The organism is Thermanaeromonas sp. C210 (genome assembly GCF_013167955.1).
GTDB lineage: Bacteria > Bacillota > DSM-521 > Neomoorellales > Neomoorellaceae > UBA12545.
The window spans coordinates 679007-697790 of the sequence record NZ_BLWF01000001.1; the positions used below are offsets into that span (position 1 = coordinate 679007).

Here is an 18784-nt window from a genome sequence, read left to right on the forward strand (position 1 = left end):
TCCTTCGTTAAAAGGATAGCGGCCCGAGCCCGGAGAGGCGAGCAAAGATTCCGGTCGCTACCAGGATACCTGCTATTACCATGATCCACCCGCTTACGGTGGTGACCAGGGGAAGCCATCTAGTGTGGCGCTTCAGCTTGCCCATTACCCATTCTAATCCGACGGCTGCGGCCATAAAGGGGAGGGTCATCCCCAAGGAGTACGATGCCAGCAGGACGGCACCGGTACCTATGCTGGCGGTGTTGGCGGCGAGGATCAGGATGGAACCCAGGACGGGGCCCACACACGGGGTCCACCCTGCCGAAAAGGCCAGCCCCATGAGGAAGGAGCCGGCAATTCCCGCCCGTCCGGGCTTAAACTGAACCCGCCTTTCCTGTTGAAGAAGTCCTACCTTTAGCACTCCGGCCATATGCAATCCCCAAAGGATGATAATAAGGCCACCGACCCGCTGCACCCAGTCGAGGTGCTTTAAGAGCAGGGCGCCTATGGCGCTGGCCGAAAGCCCCATGGTCACGAAGATGGCGCTGAAGCCGGCTACAAAGGCCAGGGCGTTTACCAGCAGGGTCAACCTGACTTTTCCCGGTACACCGTGGGCAAGCTGGGCGGCGGAAGTCCCGGCCAGGTAGGTAAGGTAGCTGGGTACCAGGGGAATAACGCACGGGGAGAGAAAGGAAATTACGCCGGCGGTCAGGGCTACCAGCAGGGAAACCTCCGATGGAGCCAATTCGCTCCCCCCTATTCCAGGCGTATTACTTACTTAGTATTATAAGGAGAGGGTGGGAGGTTGTCAAGGATCCATGCTCCAGGCTATCCCGCCTCTTTCTTAGGCTTTTCCCGCCGCCGCTTCCCCCGACGAGCCTGGAACCGGCCCTCAGTTCCGTAACCCTGTTGCCAGGATCGTCTCACCCTCACCCATTTCCTCCTTATGGATCCCCGGGTTTAAATTGAGCTTTAGGGATGGTACCAAGTATGAGATATATTTTTATGAAGATAGCAGGAATCGGCGAAGACATGGAGAATAATATTAACGACAAATAAAGGACATGACGTTTTACCCGGGGAGTCGGCATCGTGTTGCAGGGAAAGCCTATCAAGGCCGCTGTCATCGGACCCGCCAATCTGGTGGAAAGGGTAGCCTCTTCGGCTCGGGAGATGGACGACCGTATAGTAGTAGAATTTTACTCCTACGAAGAGGAAGAACAGATTTTAGATCTTTACCGGCAGGCCAGCGCGAAGAATGAGGTCGTCCTGTTTACGGGACCCCTGGCCTACTTCCGCGTGCAGGGGGCCTTCCCTAATTGGGTAGTGCCCTCTACCTACGTCCCCTATAGCCCGGACTGGTTGTACCCCCCTTTGTTACGCCTCTTAAGCCGTGGCTACGATATCAGAAAGGCGAGTGTAGACGGTTTTGGTAGGGATGCTATTAACGAAGTTTATGCCGAGATCGGATTTGACAGCAGGGGTGTGCTGAGCTGGACGGAAACCTCCGACGAGGAGGAGCTTTACCGCCTGCACCGGCAGGCCTATGAGAGCGGGCAGGCGTGCTGTATTGTAACCTGCATACGGAATATCTACGGTAAGCTGCTCCGCCATAACATCCCCGTGGAGTGGGCCGTGCCTACCAATTCGGCCCTGCGAGAGCTTTTAAAAAAGGGCATACTTCTGGGGGAAGCGGCCAGGGAGGCCGAAAGGCAGGTGGCGGTGGGCATCCTGGAATTCGACGATCCCCGCCAGGAAGAGGAGCTCGGGATCCCTTACGAATACCGCCGCGAAAGGCTGATCCTGGCAGTGCACCAAATATTGCTCGGCCAATTTGAACGCCTGGGCGCTTTCGTAACTCCTACCAGGCCGGGCAGTTTCCTCTTCATCGCCACCAGGGGATCCCTTAAGGACTTCACCCATTCCTTCCGCTCCTTTGACCTCCTGGACATACTTAAAAGAAAGACGGGGGTAGCGGCCAGCGTCGGCATAGGCTTTGGCTCCACTCCCTGGGATGCCGGCCGCATGGCCTATAAGGCCCTGCAAATGGCCCGGCGGGGGGGAGGCAACTGCTGCTATCTTCTGTCCGAGGGCGGTGAGCTATGGGGCCCCCTGGGCAGCAGCCAGGCTTTAAAAATTGATATCCGGGTGACGGCCAACCAAGCCCTTTTCCGCCTGGCGGAAAAAGCAGGTTGTTCGCCGCCTACCTTGAGCAGGGTAATTGCCGCTCTTTGCTCCCTGGATAAGAGCTTCTTTACTTCCGAGGATTTGGCCCGGCTTACCGGGGTAAGCACCCGTTCGGCTCAAAGGATGCTCAAAAGGCTCCTCGAAGCCGGTGTCGTTAAAAGGGCGGGAGTGGAAAAAATAATATCACCGGGGAGGAACCGGTCTTTATACACCTTTTCCCGGGAAGAGAAGGAGGTGAGGGAGGTTCTAGAAGGGTAAGGTTCCCCGCTACATGATTTTTCGCCTGTCGCACCCCCAAATCTTCGGGCTTCCGCAGGACGGAGGGGCGGCGCCCTTTCGCCCAAGAAAATCCCCGGAAGCACCAAAGAAGCACCAAAACCCTTAAGGAGGTATAAGTATGCATTCCCTTTTGCGCGGCAAGCATTTCATCACCACCCAGGAGTGGACCGTAGAGGAGCTGGAAATGGTCTTCTCCCTGGCCGAGCGGTTGAAGCAGGAGTTCGCCACCGGCCAACTCCATGACCACATTTTACGGGCCAAGACCCTCTTCATGATCTTCTTCGATAACTCTACCCGTACCCGCAACTCCTTTGAAGCCGGCATGACCCAGCTGGGCGGCCACGCTCACGATTTAAGCCCGGATAAGTTGCAGATTTCCCACGGGGAGAACGCTAAAGATACGGCCATGGTCCTCTCCCGGTTCGGCCACGGCATTGCCATCCGCCACTGCAGTTACGGAGAAGGGAACAAGTATATCCGGGAAGTGGCCAAGTACTCCAGCGTGCCGGTAATCAATATGCAGTGCGATATGTACCATCCGTGCCAGATCCTGGCCGACTATTTGACCATCAGGGAACGCTTCGGCCGCAACACCCGGGGCCTAAAGCTGGTAGTCTCCTGGACCTCGGCTCCCAAGTATGTGCGCCCCTTGTCCGTGCCCCAGAGCTTGATACTTATGATGCCGCGTTTCGGGCTGGATGTTACCCTGGCCCATCCGCCGGAGTTCGAGCTCATGCCCGAGATTGTGGCCCAGGCTAAGAAGAATGCCGAAGAGGCCGGCGTTAAATTTGAAATCGTGGACGACATGGAATATGCCTTTAAGGATGCGGACATCGTCATCCCCAAGAGCTGGGGTCCCCTGGTCCATACCCAGGATAAAGAAGAAGGGGTTAAGCTCATCAAGAAATATCCCAAGTGGATCTGCGATTCCCGCATGATGAGTCTGGCCAAGAAACACGCCATTTATATGCATCCGCTGCCGGCGGACCGCGGCTTTGAGGTCACCGATGAGGTTATCGACGGGCCGCAATCGGTGGTTTACGACGAGGCGGAGAACAGGCTGCACGTGCAGAAAGCCCTCATGGCTCTGGTGATGGGCGGCCGGCCTTAAACAGCCGGCCCCAGCCCCACACCTTTTTAAGGGAGGTAACGGCCAATGAAGGTGGACGATACGATTATTAACAAGATAAAAGAAGAAGTAGCGCGTTACCGAGAAGACATCATCCAGTTTCTAAAGGACATCGTAGCCATCCCGTCCCCCAACGGGGCCATCGGCGACGTGGTGCAGCGCATTGCGGAGGAAATGAAAAAGTTGGGGTATGACGAAGTTTTCTTCGACCACATGGGCAACGTGGTAGGGCGAATAGGGAACGGGGAAAAGAAGCTCCTGTACGATTCCCATGTGGATACCGTGGATGTGGCGGATCCCACCCAGTGGGAATGGGATCCTTACAAGGGTAAGATAGAGAACGGTATCTTGTACGGACTGGGGGCCTGTGACGAGAAGGGTTCTACCCCCGGTATGGTCTACGGGCTGAAAATCGCCCGCGATCTGGGACTCTTGGACGGTTACACCGTTTATTATTTCGGCAACCTGGAAGAGGTTTGCGACGGCATTGCGCCCCACTCTCTGGTGGAGACCGACAAGATCCGTCCCGACTTCGTACTCATCGGAGAGCCCACTAACATGAAAATTTACCGCGGTCACCGGGGTCGGGTGGAGATGAAGGTGGTCACCAAGGGCCGCACTTGCCATGCCAGCGCCCCGGAGCGGGGGGAAAACGCAGTTTACAAGATGGCCCCCATCATCGAGGGCATCAGCAAAATGGGGGCGGAATTCATAGATGACCCCTTCTTGGGCAAGGGAAGTATAGCCGTAACCGATATACATTGCAAGACACCTTCCATCAACGCCCTGCCAGACGAGTGCACCATATATATCGACCGCCGCTTGACCTTCGGCGAAACCCTGGAAATGGCGGTGGAGCAGGTGCGCCGGGTGGCCGAGCCCCACGGGGGCCAGGTAGAAGTGCTGATCTACGACGAGCCCAGTTATAATGGCTTTGTGTTCAAAGTCGATAAGTACTTCCCGGCGTGGGCCCTTCCGGAAGACCACCTTTTGGTGCAGGCCGGGGTGGAGACCTGTGAGAAGGTTTTCGGCGCCAAACCCCAAATCGGCAAATGGGTATTCTCTACCAACGGCATATACTGGATGGGCAAGGCCAACATTCCGGCCATAGGCTTTGGCCCCGGCAATGAAGTCTATGCCCATACCGTGAAGGATCAGGTGCCCCTGGAGGATGTGGTGAGGGCTACGGAGTTTTATGCCCTGTTCCCCGCCGTTCTCCGCAGCCGCCTGTAAAAGGGTAAAAAGAAGGTAACCAGTCGGCGCGTTAGGAACGGAAACTTCGGGTTTGCTATAAGTTGGTACTAGGGCCTGCTTGAGCTGGAAGGCGTACCCAAACCGACCCAGGTGGAGGCCGGGCTTATGGTGCAGACGGATGGGTAGCGCGCGGAAGCCAAGCAGGCCCCATCGGTCTTTAGGCTGGGTACCGGCAAAAATCCTTCCCGCCGGCTTCCGCAAATTAGCAGGATTTAAAAAAGACATGGCGAATCATCTAACGTGAAACCTTCGTATAACCCCGGCAATGGGGCCGGGGGTTTCTACCAGGTGACCGGAATCACCCGACTACGAAGGCGGGGAGATCGTGGCTACGACCGGTCACTATTTTTATAACCGAACCTCTCTGGGGGAAGAGGGTGAGATTATGGCCGAAACTTTAATCGGTAAATCTGTGGGACGTATAGAGGGTGTGGCTAAGGCCACGGGCCGGGCCCTTTATCCCGCAGATATCAGCTTTCCCGGTATGCTGTACGGGAAGGCCAAGCGCATTCCGGTGGCTTCTGCCCGCCTGGTAAGGGTGGACGTGGCGCCGGCCCTCAAAATCCCGGGAGTAGTGGCAGCATTAACCGCCCGGGATGTTCCGGGGCACAACGGCCATGGGGTCCTCATACCCCATATGCCGGTCTTGGCGGGCGAGCGCGTGCGGTCCGTCAACGATGTGGTGGCGGTGGTGGCGGCAGAAGACGAGGCCACCGCGGAAGAGGCCTGCCGGGCCATTGAGGTGGAGTATGAGCCCCTGCCGGCGGTTTTCGATCCGCTGGAGGCTATGAAACCGGGAGCTCCTCTCATCCACGGGGATTCCAACATCCTCTATCACATTAAGATCCGGAGGGGCGATGTGGAGGCAGGCCGCCGGGCTTCGGCCGTGATAGTCAGCAACACCTATCGCACCCCTATGCTGGACCACGCTTTCCTGCAGCCGGAAGCTGCCGTGGCTAGGGTCGATGAGCGGGGTCATATTGAAATCCACGTAGCCACCCAGTATCCCCACTGGGACCGGACGGAAGTGGCCAGATCTCTGGGAGTGCCCCAGGACCGGGTGCGAATTGTTACCAGCACTGTAGGAGGGGCCTTCGGCGGCCGGGAGGACATGACCCTGCAGATTCTGGCCGCCCTGCTGGCTTCTCACACCCGGAGACCGGTTAAAATGATAAACAGCCGGGAGGAATCTTTTTACTCCCACAGCAAGCGCCATCCCATGATTATGAAGTATACTACCGGTGCCGACCGGGAAGGCCGCCTTACCTTTGTGGAAGCCGAGATCGTGGGCGACAGCGGCGCCTACGCCTCCTGGTCTCCTAACGTCCTGCGCAAGGCGGCGGTCCATGCCACCGGCCCCTACTATGTACCCAATGTAAAAATAGATGCTTATGCCGTGTATACCAACAATCCCTTCACCGGGGCCATGCGGGGCTTTGGAGCCACCCAGCCACCCATAGCCTACGAGGGCCAAATGGATCTTCTGGCCGCCGAGCTGGGGATCCACCCCTTCACCATCCGGTGGCGGAATATTCTCCGCCAGGGGAGCGTGACGGCTACGGGCCAGGTTCTGGAGAGGAGTGTAGGGCTGGAGGCCTGCCTGCTGGCAGCTGCCATGGCAGCCGGATGGGATGTGGAGAAGCTCAAATAGGGAAGGCAGCAAGTCAGAGGGGAGGGAGAGATGGTGGCCAAGAAACGAGGTACGGGTATGGCCTGCATTTTTTACGGGATAGGTTATGGCAACGGGTTTCCCGACGTATCGACGGCCCTCGTGGAGATCCACGAGGACGGCTCGGTGACGGTTCGGACCGGAGCTGCCGACTGCGGCCAGGGTTCCAGCACTATTCTGGCCCAAATTGCCGCGGAGGAGATCGGTGTAGCCTTGGACCGGGTCACGGTGGTGGCGGCGGATACCGATGCCACGCCGGATGCGGGTACAACGGCGGCCACCAGGCAGACCTATGTTTCCGGCAATGCCGTGCGCCTGGCCAGCCGCCAGGCGGCAGATAAACTTCTTAACTTCGTGGCCCGGGAGCTCGGCGTCAACACCATCATGGGCCTGAAGGCGGCTGACGGGTATATCAGCGTGCTCGGTTACCCGAAAAAGAGGATCTCCATTGAACAGGCGGCGGCTCAGGCCTGGCTGGCGGGGGTGCGCCTGGTAGGAGAGGGAACCTTTACCGCCCATACCACCCAGCTCGATGAAAACGGCCAGGGAGCTCCTTACTGGCCCTACGCCTTTGGTGTCCAGATCGCCGAAGTAGAAGTGGATACCGATACCGGCGAAGTGAAGGTGTTAAAAATCATAGCTGCCCACGATGTGGGCCGGGCCATCAACCGGGGAGCGGTGGAGGGTCAGATAGCCGGGGGTGTGGCCATGGGTTTAGGCCTCGCGCTAATGGAGGAAGTGCTTTTGAGGGAGGGCCAGATTTACAACCCCAACCTTCACAGCTACCTTATCCCTACCACCATGGATATGCCTGAGGTAGAACCCATTATTATCGAAGATCCCGAGCCTTCCGGGCCTTATGGGGCTAAGGGAGTGGGGGAACCTACCACTCTGCCGACTGCTCCGGCCATCCTCAATGCCATATATAACGCCGTCGGCGTTCGCCTGACGGAGCTGCCGGCCACGCCCGAAAAGGTGCTCAAGGCTTTAAAGGCTAAGGAGGGGCAACATGAGCATTCTCATTAAAAACGGTATCCTGGTAACTATGGACGGGGACCGGCGTGTCCTACAGGGAAACCTCTACATCGAAAGGGATCGTATTGCAGCCGTAGGCTCCACCCCGGAAAGGGCCGATACGGTCATCGATGCCTCCGGCCAGGCCGTGATCCCCGGCCTGGTCCAAACCCACGTTCACTTGTGCCAGACCCTTTTCCGCGGCCAGGCCGACGACCTGGCCCTGCTCGACTGGTTGAAAAGGCGAATATGGCCCCTGGAGGGCGCCCACGACGAAGAATCCATATATTACTCGGCCCTCCTCGGCTGCGCCGAAATGCTCTTGAGCGGGACCACGACCATCCTGGACATGGAAACGGTGCACCATACAGAGGCCGCCCTTAAAGGAGTAGCGGAGAGCGGCATCCGCGCGGTATGCGGCAAGGTAATGATGGATGCGGGGGACGATGTACCTCCCTCCCTACGGGAGGACACCGAGGCGTCCCTGGCCGAAAGCGAAGAACTCTGCCGCAAGTGGCACGGCGCGGCGGGAGGGCGTATACGCTATGCCTTTGCGCCCCGCTTTGTCCTTTCCTGTAGTGAAAGGCTGATGCGCGAGGTAGCCGATATGGCCCGCAGCCGCGGCGTTATGATCCATACCCATGCTTCGGAAAACCGCGACGAAGTCCGCTTGGTGGAAGAGCTGACCGGCAAGCGCAACGTTACCTACCTGCATGATATCGGCCTGACCGGTCCCGACGTGGTCCTGGTCCACTGTATCTGGCTGGATGAAACCGAGAAGGATATTCTGGCCGCTACCGGTACCCAGGTAGCCCACTGCCCCTCGTGCAATCTGAAATTGGGCTCAGGTATTGCTCCCGTACAGGAGCTTCTGGACCGGGGTGTTAACGTGACCCTGGGGGCCGACGGCGCACCGGGCAACAATAATCTGGATGCTTTCAAGGAGATGCACCTGGCGGCCCTTATTCAGAAGCCGTTACACGGGCCTACGGCTATGCCCGCCAGGAAGGTGATGGAGATGGCCACCCTGGGAGGAGCCCGCGCCCTGGGTCTGGCTCAGGAGATCGGGAGCCTGGAAGTGGGCAAGAAGGCCGATGTAGTGGTGGTGGACCTCCGGGGCCTCCATCAGACGCCGGGCGATAGCGTGGATATCTACAGCCGCCTGGTCTACGAGACCCGGGGCAGCGACGTTACCTGGACCATAGTGGACGGTCGGGTGGTGGTGGCCGAAGGACGGCTTCTTACTGTAGATACTGAAGAGCTGCGCCACCAGTGCAATAAAGCCCTGCACCGGGTCCGGAGCCGGGTCGGCCTGGAGTAGAGGGATGCTTCCATGGAGGACTATCTGGTACGGGCCACAGGTGAAGAAGGAGTCCTGGCCCTAGTAGCCCGGACTACCGCACTGGTAGAGATGGCCAGGCAGTTGCACAATACTTATCCTACGGCTACTGCCGCCCTGGGCCGCCTCCTTACCGGAGGGGCCCTCATGGCGGCCACCCTCAAGGAGGGCCAGAGTGTAACCCTGCGGATAAGAGGAAACGGTCCGCTGGGCAGCCTGGTGGCCGTAGCCAGGCCGGGAAAAGTCAAGGGTTACGTCGAGGAACCGCAGGTAGACTTGCCGTTAAGGGGGGACGGCAAGCTGGATGTGGGCCGGGCCGTAGGCCGGGGCACCCTCTACGTAGTCAAGGATTTAGGATTAAAGGAACCCTACGTCGGCAGTGTGGAACTGGTTTCGGGCGAGATCGGGGAGGATCTAGCCCACTATTTTGCTTCTTCGGAACAAAAGCCTTCGGCTGTGGGCATCGGGGTACGGGTGGAGCCCGGAGGCAAAGTAGGGGCAGCCGGGGGTTTCCTGGTGCAGCTCTTGCCGGGAGCTAGGGAGGACTTGGCGGAACTCCTGGAAAACAACATCCGGGAAGCCGGTCCGGTTAGCAGCCTCTTGGCCCGCGGCCTCTCCCCGGAAGATATTTTACACCTGCTCCTAAAGGGCCTTTCCTTTAAAGTGCATGAGGGTAAGCCGCTGCGCTGGGCCTGCGATTGCTCCCGCAGACGCCTCCGGGAGATCCTGGTGGCTTTAGGTCCCGAAGAACTGGAGCGGATTCTGGTCGAACAGGGCGAGGCTGAAGCTGTCTGTGCCTTCTGCAGCCGGGTTTACCGTTTTGGCCGGGATGAGGTGGAGGAGCTGGTGGAGCTGAGCCGGCTAAACCGTGGACAGGGGACGGAGAAAGACCGCCGGTCGCAGGAAGGCTAAAAAATTTTCTTCTCGCCGGCAGGACTATAGTAATTTATATTGAATATATATAGACAAAAATGAAACCGAACTTAACAGGAGTGAGTAAGGTGGCGAAGACGGTTGTATTGGCCTTCGGGGGCAATGCTATAATACGTCCCGGTCAAAAAGGCACTTATGAAGAACAGAAGGCCAATATCCAGGAAACCTGCCGGCAGCTGGTGGATCTAGTCCGGGATGGCTATCGCTTGGTCCTTACCCACGGCAACGGGCCCCAAGTAGGCAACATACTTATTAAGAACGAGGTGGCCAAGGATGTAGTACCGCCCATGCCGTTGGATGTTTTGGTCTCTGATACCCAGGCCTCTATTGGTTACATTATCCAGCAGACCTTAAGCTACGAGCTGGCCCGGGCCGGGTTAAAGGTGCCGACGGTTTCCATAGTCACTCAAGTAGTCGTGGATCCTTCAGATCCGGCCTTCCAGAACCCCACCAAGCCCATAGGACCTTTTTATTCGGAGCAGGAGGCCCGCAAACTGATCGAGGAAAAGGGCTATCAAATGGTGGAGGACAGCAACCGCGGTTGGAGGCGCGTGGTACCTTCGCCTAAGCCTTTAGAGATTGTGGAAAAGGAGGCGGTCAAGGCCCTCCTGCAGGCCGGCATCATCGTAGTAGCCGCCGGAGGCGGGGGAATCCCGGTGGTACGGAAGCCGGATGGGAGCCTGGAGGGGGTGGAAGCGGTCATCGATAAAGATCGGGCGGCGCGCCTCCTGGCCAGCGAGGTAGGGGCAGAGTTTCTGTTCTTGTTGACGGAAGTGGAGCAGGTGTATCTCGACTTCGGCAAGCCCACCCAGAGGGCGGTTTCCCGCCTTACGGTGGAAGAAGCCAAGAAGTACTTGGCCGAAGGCCAGTTCCCGCCGGGCAGCATGGGCCCTAAGATAGAGGCGGCTATCAGCTTTGTCGAAGCCGGGGGTGAAAAGGCCATTATCGGCTCCCTTAGCAAGGCCGCGGCGGCCGTTGCCGGCAGGTCGGGTACGGCTGTGGTGGCCGGTAAGTAGAGTAGGGATGGGATATGGATGTTTTTCAGGTTATCGGACCGGTTATGATAGGGCCTTCCAGCTCCCACACCGCAGGGGCCGTGCGGTTGGGAAGGCTGGCCCGCGCCATTCTGGCCGATGAACCCCGGGAGGCCGAGTTCTTACTCCATGGCTCCTTTGCCCGGACCTACCGTGGGCACGGAACTGACCGGGCACTGGTGGCCGGACTGCTGGGTTTTGAGGTGGACGATGAACGGGTACGCCGGGCTTTGGAACTGGCTCAGGAAAGAGGGCTGAAGGTAAGCTTTAAAGAAGGAGATCTGGGGGAGGTCCACCCCAATTCCGTTTTGATGATAATCAAAGGGGGTAGCCGCCGGGTGGAGGTACTTGGCTCCTCCCTCGGAGGCGCCCAGGTAGTAGTTACCCGGATCGATGGGTTTGCCGTAGAAGTTACGGGCCAGTTGCCCACCCTGGTAGCTGCTTATAAGGATCGGCCGGGCGTCGTCGCCGAGGTTACAGCCTTGTTAGCTGATCGGCGAATCAATATTGCCAATATGCGGGTCTCCCGCGAGGGGTTGGGCAGGCGAGCCTTGATGATCGTCGAAACGGATGAGGCTCTGCTTCCGGAAATTGTTGCCGATATGAGGTCCTGGCCGGTTATGGAGCGGGTGATCACCATTGACCCTGTGTAACTGCAGCTGGAAAAGGGCTTCAGAACTGCTTGCGGCGGCAGAAAAGGAGGGCCGCTCGCTGGCTCAAATGGTGCTCCAGTACCAGGCAGGCCTGAGCGGTCAAGATGAAGGGCTTGTCCGGCGGCAAATGGCCCAACGGCTGAAGGTCATGCGGGCCGCCGCGGCCCAGGGGCTGAAGGGGGATATGCGTTCCCCCAGCGGACTGATAGGCGGCGGGGCCAAGCTGCTGGAAGCTGCCCGCCAGAGGGGAAAAAGCCTGTCCGGTGGAACTACCGGCCGGGCCATTGTCCTGGCCATGGCCATAGCCGAGGTAAATGCTTGCATGGGACGCATTGTAGCGGCACCAACGGCTGGCTCGTGCGGCATCCTGCCCGGAGTGCTTCTGGCCCTCCAGGAAGAAAAAGGTTGGAAGGATGAAGTCCTGGTGGATGGTCTTTTTGCCGCGGCCGGCATAGGCATAATAGTGGGTAAGCAGGCCTCCCTTGCGGGAGCCGCTTTAGGCTGCCAGGCCGAATGCGGTGTGGCCAGCGCCATGGCAGCCGCAGCGGCCGTAGAAATGGCCGGCGGCACACCGCGCCAGGCCCTGGACGCGGCGGCCATAGCCTTGAAGGGATGGATGGGGCTGGTGTGTGACCCTGTAGGTGGCCTAGTAGAAATACCCTGTGTAAAACGGAACGCCATAGGGACGGCCCATGCCCTGGCAGCAGCCGACATAGCCCTGGCGGGCGTTCCTTCCTTTATTCCCCTCGATGAAGTGGTTACCGCCATGGTCCAGGTGGGCCGCAGTATGCCCCCGGCGTTGCGGGAAACAGGAGAGGGCGGCGTGGCGGCCTGCCCCAGCGCCCGCGCTCTAATGGAGGGCTTTCTGGGAAGGGAATAAGCGGAAAAAGTTAGTGAAAATTTTCACGCAAGAAGGATAATGCGGCCTAAATGTCGAATTGATATGTACAACTTAATAGAGGGTGGATGAAAGGAGTAGAAGAGACCCCTTAGCGTTTTTCGCAGGAAAGGGGCGCCGAAGGAGCAACGCCGGGTAGAAAGGTGGCCGCCCGGAGGAAACTCTCAGGCAAAAGTACTACTCCCGGACCCGCCTCTGGAGAGACCTCCCTGGTGAGGCACCAAAGGGGTAAGGCTTTAATCTTAAAGCCTAATCTCTCAGGTCAGGAGACAGAGGCCCACACCGCCTTTCGAGGCGCTGTGGGCCTCTCGGTTTGCCTGGCCATACTACTACTATAAGTGAGGTGATGACGGTGAGCAACCAGGAAGGGAAAAGGACACCTCTGTATGAGGAGCACCTGGCTGCAGGGGCGCGAATGGTGGAGTTTGGCGGCTGGCTCATGCCTGTGCAGTATACGGGCATTCTGGAGGAGCACCAGGCCGTGCGTACCCAAGCGGGGCTCTTTGACGTATCCCACATGGGGGAGATTGAAATAAAGGGGCCCGATGCTTTTAGTCTGATCCAGCAGTTGATCACCAACGACGCCTCCCTGGCTAGAGGGGACAGGGTCATTTACAGCCCCATGTGTTACCCTGACGGCGGCACAGTCGACGACATTCTGGTATATCCCCAGGGGGAAGATAAATACCTTCTAGTGGTCAATGCCGCCAATACTGCCAAGGATCTGGAATGGATCCAGAAGCAGGCCGAGGAGGGGGGTGCCGACGCAGTCATCACGGACCTATCCTCCGCTACGGTTCAACTGGCCCTGCAAGGGCCGGAGGCAGCGGCTATTTTACAGCCGCTAACCGACGTCAACCTCCAGGATCTGGGGTATTATCGCTGGACCCGCGGCCGGGTCCAGGGGATCTACTGCCTTATCTCCCGTACCGGGTACACGGGAGAAGATGGCTTTGAACTTTACCTGGACCCTGCTGAAGGACCCCAAATGTGGCGGGGCCTGCTGGAGGCCGGCCGGGACCGGGGACTTAAACCCTGTGGCCTGGGGGCGCGGGACGTACTGCGCCTGGAGGCGGCGTTGCCCCTCTACGGCCATGAGCTGGGGCCTCACATAACTCCCGTGGAGGCGGGACTGGGCCGTTTTATACGGCCGGAGAAGGGGGAATTTAACGGCCGGGAAGTTCTTAAGCAGCAGAAGGAGGTCGGGCCCCCGCGCCGCCTGGTGGGTCTGGTCATGCAGGATCGGGGCATTCCCCGGCCGGATTATCCCGTGAGCCGGGGAGATAAGGTGGTGGGGCGCGTTACTTCCGGCTCCTTTGCTCCGGCCCTGGGCAAGAACATAGCCCTGGCCTTGGTCGAAAAGGGATACGCACTAGAGGGCGAGGAGCTTACGGTGAACATCAGGGGCCGGGAGCATCCCGCGCAGGTGGTGCCTCTGCCTTTCTACAGCCGTAAGAAGAAAGGTGTCTCCTGAGGAAGAGGGCGAGCCGGGCAGGCCGGCGCCTGGGGCACTGGCGATCCCGGCGAACCAGAGGCGGTACGAGTCCGCAGGCGGGTAGGAGGGCATGGGGCCAGAAACCGGCCACCGAGCCCCCAAAGTTTAGCCGGCCGGGAAAGGGGGCCTTGCGGACGGCCTCCAAGCCCGGAAGATACCGGCGCCCGGGCCCCGGCACGGGCAATACAAATACATGGTAAGCCACAAGAAAAGGAGGAGGACCAGAATGCATATTCCTGAGGACCTGTTTTACACCGCGGAGCATGAGTGGGTGAAGATAAGGGGCAACCGGGGCCGTATCGGCATCACCGATTATGCCCAGGAGTCCCTGGGTGACATTGTATTCGTAGAACTGCCGCAGGTAGGAGCTGAATTCAAGGCCGGGGATGCCTTTGGTGTAGTAGAGTCAGTGAAATCGGCTTCGGACGTTTACCTGCCGGTATCGGGCAAAGTGATGGCCGTGAACGAAGAACTTCTGGAAGCGCCTCAACTTATCAACCAGGACCCCTACGGCCAGGGCTGGATGATCGAGGTGGAGTTGACCGATCCCCAGGAAGTAGAAAAGCTGCTGGACGCTTCTGCCTACTCAAAACTGCTGGAGGAGGAATAGGGCCATGGGTTATATCCCCACCACACCGGCCGAAAGGGAAGAAATGCTTAAGGCCTGTGGCGTAACCCGTGTGGAAGAGCTCTTTGAGGATATTCCGGAAGAAGTAAAGCTGAAAGGCGACCTGGATCTGCCGGCTCCTTTAGCCGAACCTGACCTTTTGCGCCATCTTAAGGAGCTGGCCGGTAAGAACCGAACGGATTTGATTTCCTTTTTGGGAGCCGGGGCCTACGAACACTATATACCCTCGGTGGTATCCCATCTATTGTCGCGCTCCGAATTTTACACCGCTTATACCCCTTACCAGCCGGAGGTGAGTCAGGGCACCCTCCAGGCAATCTTTGAGTTTCAATCCCTTGTCTGCGCCCTGACCGGACTGGATGTAGCCAACGCTTCCCATTATGATGGCGCCACGGCTACGGCCGAAGCAGCCCTGGTGGCGTGCGGCGCTACCAGGCGCCAGAAGATCCTGTTCTCCCGAGGCCTTAACCCCCAGTACCGGGCCGTTCTTCGTACTTATACCCGGGGCCAGGGCATTGACCTGGTGGAGATACCCTGGGAGGACGGCCGGACTTCCTTGGAAGAACTGGCCAAAATGGCTGACCGGGACGTAGCCGGCGTCATCCTTCAACAACCGAACTTTGTAGGGCAGTTGGAACCCATGGCCGAAGCCGCGGAGCTGGCCCATAAAGTGGGGGCCCTTTTCATCGCTGTAGTCAATCCCATTTCCCTGGGCCTCCTGGCCCCGCCGGGGGAATACGATGCCGACCTGGCGGTGGGGGAAGGCCAGAGCTTGGGCAATCCCTTGAACTTCGGCGGTCCCTACTTAGGCTTTATGGCTGCTAAAGAAAAACTGGTGCGACGTCTGCCGGGGCGCATCGTTGGCCAGACGGTGGACGTGGACGGCCGACGGGCCTTTGTTCTTACCCTCCAGGCCAGGGAACAGCATATCCGGCGCGAAAAGGCTACCTCTAACATTTGCTCCAACGAGGCCCTCTGCGCCCTGGCGGCCACCATTTATCTGTCGTGTTTAGGTAAAGAGGGTCTTAAAGAAGTGGCCCGTCAGTGCCTGCTGAAGGCCCACTACACTTATAATGAACTCTTAAAGATAGAGGGCCTTAAGCCCGTCTTTTCCGGCCCCTTCTTCCACGAATTCGCCCTCCGGGCCCGGAAGGCTCCTTCGGAGGTGGCGGCCCGGCTGCGGGAAGCGGGTATAGCGGGAGGCCTGGACCTGGCGCCCTTTTACCCGGAATTGGAAGGAGCCATGCTCTTCTGTGTTACTGAAGTGCGCACGCAGTCGGAAATAGAACGTTTAATAGACGCTATGAGGGGGTTGTAAGCCGTGGCAGTAGAACCGCTTCTCTGGGAACTGGGTGCTCCCGGCCGCCGAGGCTGCACCTTACAGCCGGTGGATGTGCCGGGAGAAGTAGAAGACTACTTGCCGGAAGCCTATCGCCGGCGGGGGGACGCCGGGCTGCCCGAGCTCAGCGAAATAGAGGTCGTGCGCCATTTCACCCACCTATCTAGTCTTAACTATGGTGTGGATACCGGTTTTTACCCTCTCGGGTCTTGCACCATGAAATATAACCCCAAGGTGAACGAAGTAGCAGCCGGGTTGTCCGGGTTTACCGGCCTCCATCCCTACCTGCCGCCGGAAGCGGCCCAGGGGGCTTTAGAACTCATGTACCACCTGCAGCAGTACCTGGCCGAAATAACCGGTATGGATGCCGTAACCCTGCAGCCGGCGGCCGGTGCCCACGGCGAACTGGCGGGACTGCTCATTATTGCGGCGTACCACGCCAGCCGGGGTGAAACCCAACGGAAGAAAGTGTTGGTGCCCGATTCGGCCCACGGGACCAACCCGGCCAGCGCCGCCATGGCCGGTCTGGAAGTAGTCCAGATACCCTCCGACAAACGCGGACTGGTGGACTTGGAGGCCTTGGAGAAAGCCTTGAGTCCGGATACGGCGGCCTTGATGCTCACCAATCCCAATACCCTGGGCCTCTTTGAAAGCGACATTGTGACCATGGCCCGCATGGTCCATGAGGCGGGCGGCCTCCTATACTATGACGGCGCCAATCTCAATGCTATTATGGGCATCACCAGGCCGGGGGATATGGGCTTTGATGTGGTGCACCTCAACCTCCACAAGACCTTCTCCACCCCCCACGGCGGAGGCGGGCCCGGCAGCGGGCCGGTAGGGGTAAAGGAACACCTGGCCCCCTTCCTGCCCGTACCGGTAGTGAGTTACGATCAAGCTAAAGGGCAGTACTACCTGGACTACGAGCGTCCCCAGACCATAGGCCAGATGAAAGCCTTCTACGGTAATTTTTCCGTGATGGTCAAGGCTTATGCTTACATCCGGACCCTTGGTCCCCGGGGTTTAAAGGAGGTCAGCGAGCAGGCCGTCCTCAACGCCAACTACTTGTTGAGCCTCCTGCGCCCGCACTTTAACGTACCCTATGACCGTATCTGCAAGCATGAATTTGTGATCAACCCGGGAACCAAAATAAAAGAGGCGGGCGTGCGGACCCTGGACATAGCTAAGCGGCTCCTGGATTATGGCTTCCACGCACCCACCATCTATTTCCCCCTTATCGTGCCGGAAGCCTTAATGATTGAGCCAACGGAGACGGAACCTAAAGAAGTGTTGGACGCCTTTGCTGGGGCTTTAATTCGTATCGCCGAGGAAGCGGTTGCCCAGCCGGAGCTGCTGCGCAACGCACCCCATAATACCCCTGTGCGCCGTCTCGATGAAGCTGCCGCCGCTCGCAATCCGGTGTTAAAGTGGCAGAAGAAATAAAGCAAAAAAAACTAAGGATTAGGCAGGAAATTGCCCGTCATGGTTGAAAGGAACTTAGGGTGAAATTAGGGCTATGGCCGAGAACTGGCGCCTCCTCGACACCGGAATAGCCGATGGAGCCACCAATATGGCGGTGGATGAGGCCATCCTGCGGGCCCACCAGGTCGGCGCGGTACCCCCTACCGTACGCTTCTACGGGTGGGACCCGCCGACCATCTCCTTAGGCTACGGCCAGTCCCTGGAGAAGGAAATCGACGTGGCTGCCCTGGAGAAAAAGGGGTTGGGGCTGGTGCGGCGCCTGACGGGGGGCCGCGCGGTGCTCCACGACCGGGAAGTGACCTATAGTGTTGTGGTAAGGGAAGACCACCCTTTGGTCGCGGGGGGAATTTTGCCCTCTTACCTCCGCATCGCCAGGGTGTTAGCCCGGGGGCTCCAAAGCCTGGGGGCCCCCGTGGAGGTGGCTTCAGGCCGGAAAAACATGGGCGAACACAGCAGCGCGGCCTGCTTTGACGCCCCGTCCTGGTATGAAATCACCGTGGCCGGCCGGAAAATGGTGGGAAGCGCCCAGACCAGGAAGGGCGGGGTACTGCTCCAGCACGGCTCCATCGTACTGGAGCTTAACGTAGACGACTTGTTCGCCGTGTTGCGTTTTTCTTCTTCCGCAAGGCGGGAAAGGCTTAAGGAAAAGTTTGCGCTGCAGGCTTGCGGCCTTTGGGAGGTCCTGGGTCGCCCGGTTGACCCGGCAGAAGTGAAGGAGGCCATCACCAGAGCCTTTGCCGAAGTCTATGCCGTTCATCTGGTGTTAGGCGAGTTGACGCCGCGGGAAAAGTCCCGGGTGGAGGAATTGCGCCGGAAATACGCCAGCCGGGAATGGAACTGGCGGCGCTAGCTCCGACGTTGCCCCTGGCGCCCTTACAACCCAGCATAGGCTCAGCCTCCCCGGGAAATGCTATAGGACAGGAGAATTTCCTTATGTATTTCCAGGGAGGTAAAATAAATGGGCGACAGAGGTCGCAGCCGTTTCGTAAATGAAGATCGCACCAGGCTGGAGAGTATGCGGGCGGCCGAATATCCCGGCGGGGTAGTTGTGGACCCGGTGCCTATTACCGCCGGGAGCGAAGTGACCGTTCTGTACTACGGCCTGCTGTCACAGTGCGGGGCCGACCAAGTCTGGATGCGGACGGGGTACGGCGACCCCCACAATTGGGAGGGCATTTACGATTATCCCATGGAACGCACCGGCTACGGGTGGGTTAAAAACATCCGCATCTCGGAGGATTACGACCGCTTCCACCTTTGCTTCAAAGACAGCGCCAACAATTGGGACAACAACAACGGCCTTAACTGGAGCTTTATCATTCACAAAGGTGATCGGCAGGTATGAAGCATCCGTGCCGGTACGCTCGGGCAAGGGGGACCGCGGGGGCTGAGGAAGCGCAGCTCCCACGTTAGCCCTTGTGCACTTTTGATTTAGAAACTCGTAATATCAAGGCATTTTAGTCTTGGTCAGT

17 protein-coding genes and 2 riboswitches are annotated in these 18784 nt (G+C 58.7%); of the genes, 16 read left to right on the forward strand and 1 reads right to left on the reverse strand.

Annotation, left to right across the window (positions count from 1 at the left end; translation table 11 throughout):
- Window positions 1-7 precede the first annotated feature (7 nt).
- A complete protein-coding gene (locus TAMC210_RS03230; RefSeq protein WP_173297344.1) occupies window positions 8-724 on the reverse strand; it encodes a cytochrome c biogenesis CcdA family protein in 717 nt (238 codons plus the stop codon).
- A gap of 347 nt (window positions 725-1071) precedes the next feature.
- Between TAMC210_RS03230 and TAMC210_RS03235 the strand changes: the two genes are divergently transcribed.
- The 16 genes from TAMC210_RS03235 (at window position 1072) to TAMC210_RS03310 (ending at window position 18657) form a co-directional block, all read left to right on the forward strand.
- Entirely contained in the window at window positions 1072-2424 is a 1353-nt protein-coding gene (locus tag TAMC210_RS03235) for a hypothetical protein (RefSeq protein WP_173297345.1), read from the forward strand.
- Window positions 2425-2563: 139 nt separating this feature from the next.
- Window positions 2564-3556 (forward strand): ornithine carbamoyltransferase, encoded by a 993-nt coding sequence (locus tag TAMC210_RS03240; protein ID WP_173297346.1) that lies wholly within the window; start codon window positions 2564-2566, stop codon window positions 3554-3556.
- A gap of 45 nt (window positions 3557-3601) precedes the next feature.
- The gene (locus TAMC210_RS03245) at window positions 3602-4807 is read left to right on the forward strand and encodes a YgeY family selenium metabolism-linked hydrolase (RefSeq protein WP_173297347.1); all 1206 of its coding nucleotides are present in this window, start codon (window positions 3602-3604) and stop codon (window positions 4805-4807) included.
- A 250-nt stretch (window positions 4808-5057) separates the two neighbouring features.
- A riboswitch (purine riboswitch) is annotated at window positions 5058-5157 on the forward strand.
- Window positions 5154-6479: a xanthine dehydrogenase family protein molybdopterin-binding subunit gene (locus tag TAMC210_RS13780; RefSeq protein WP_308791909.1), complete on the forward strand. Its 1326-nt coding sequence runs from the start codon at window positions 5154-5156 to the stop codon at window positions 6477-6479. (Overlaps the previous riboswitch by 4 nt.)
- A 33-nt stretch (window positions 6480-6512) precedes the next feature.
- On the forward strand, window positions 6513-7523 hold the full coding sequence (locus TAMC210_RS13785) for a xanthine dehydrogenase family protein molybdopterin-binding subunit (protein ID WP_217267232.1): 1011 nt from the start codon (window positions 6513-6515) through the stop codon (window positions 7521-7523).
- The gene (locus tag TAMC210_RS03260; RefSeq protein ID WP_173297349.1) at window positions 7507-8832 is read left to right on the forward strand and encodes a 5'-deoxyadenosine deaminase; all 1326 of its coding nucleotides are present in this window, start codon (window positions 7507-7509) and stop codon (window positions 8830-8832) included. The genes TAMC210_RS13785 and TAMC210_RS03260 overlap by 17 nt, the downstream gene beginning before the upstream one ends.
- A gap of 12 nt (window positions 8833-8844) precedes the next feature.
- The gene (gene hslO / locus TAMC210_RS03265) at window positions 8845-9762 is read left to right on the forward strand and encodes an Hsp33 family molecular chaperone HslO (protein WP_173297350.1); all 918 of its coding nucleotides are present in this window, start codon (window positions 8845-8847) and stop codon (window positions 9760-9762) included.
- An 89-nt stretch (window positions 9763-9851) separates the two neighbouring features.
- Window positions 9852-10799: a carbamate kinase gene (gene arcC, locus TAMC210_RS03270; RefSeq protein ID WP_173297351.1), complete on the forward strand. Its 948-nt coding sequence runs from the start codon at window positions 9852-9854 to the stop codon at window positions 10797-10799.
- A 14-nt stretch (window positions 10800-10813) separates the two neighbouring features.
- Window positions 10814-11470 carry an L-serine ammonia-lyase, iron-sulfur-dependent subunit beta gene (gene sdaAB / locus TAMC210_RS03275; protein WP_173297352.1) on the forward strand — a complete coding sequence of 219 codons (657 nt, stop codon included), beginning with the start codon at window positions 10814-10816 and terminating at the stop codon, window positions 11468-11470.
- Window positions 11457-12350, forward strand: a complete 894-nt coding sequence (sdaAA, locus tag TAMC210_RS03280) for an L-serine ammonia-lyase, iron-sulfur-dependent, subunit alpha (RefSeq protein ID WP_277997666.1) — start codon at window positions 11457-11459, stop codon at window positions 12348-12350. Before sdaAB ends, sdaAA begins: the two co-directional genes overlap by 14 nt.
- Before the next feature lie 86 nt (window positions 12351-12436).
- A riboswitch (glycine riboswitch) is annotated at window positions 12437-12558 on the forward strand.
- A gap of 162 nt (window positions 12559-12720) precedes the next feature.
- Window positions 12721-13842 carry a glycine cleavage system aminomethyltransferase GcvT gene (gene gcvT / locus TAMC210_RS03285; protein WP_254388482.1) on the forward strand — a complete coding sequence of 374 codons (1122 nt, stop codon included), beginning with the start codon at window positions 12721-12723 and terminating at the stop codon, window positions 13840-13842.
- 247 nt (window positions 13843-14089) lie between these two features.
- Window positions 14090-14473, forward strand: a complete 384-nt coding sequence (gcvH, locus tag TAMC210_RS03290) for a glycine cleavage system protein GcvH (protein ID WP_173297354.1) — start codon at window positions 14090-14092, stop codon at window positions 14471-14473.
- 4 nt (window positions 14474-14477) lie between these two features.
- Entirely contained in the window at window positions 14478-15809 is a 1332-nt protein-coding gene (gene gcvPA, locus TAMC210_RS03295; protein WP_173297355.1) for an aminomethyl-transferring glycine dehydrogenase subunit GcvPA, read from the forward strand.
- A 3-nt stretch (window positions 15810-15812) separates the two neighbouring features.
- On the forward strand, window positions 15813-17273 hold the full coding sequence (gene gcvPB / locus TAMC210_RS03300) for an aminomethyl-transferring glycine dehydrogenase subunit GcvPB (RefSeq protein ID WP_173297356.1): 1461 nt from the start codon (window positions 15813-15815) through the stop codon (window positions 17271-17273).
- A 73-nt stretch (window positions 17274-17346) separates the two neighbouring features.
- Window positions 17347-18162 (forward strand): lipoate--protein ligase family protein, encoded by an 816-nt coding sequence (locus TAMC210_RS03305; protein WP_173297357.1) that lies wholly within the window; start codon window positions 17347-17349, stop codon window positions 18160-18162.
- 108 nt (window positions 18163-18270) lie between these two features.
- Complete coding sequence (locus TAMC210_RS03310; protein WP_173297358.1) at window positions 18271-18657, forward strand: carbohydrate-binding protein; 387 nt, start codon at window positions 18271-18273, stop codon at window positions 18655-18657.
- Window positions 18658-18784 lie beyond the last annotated feature (127 nt).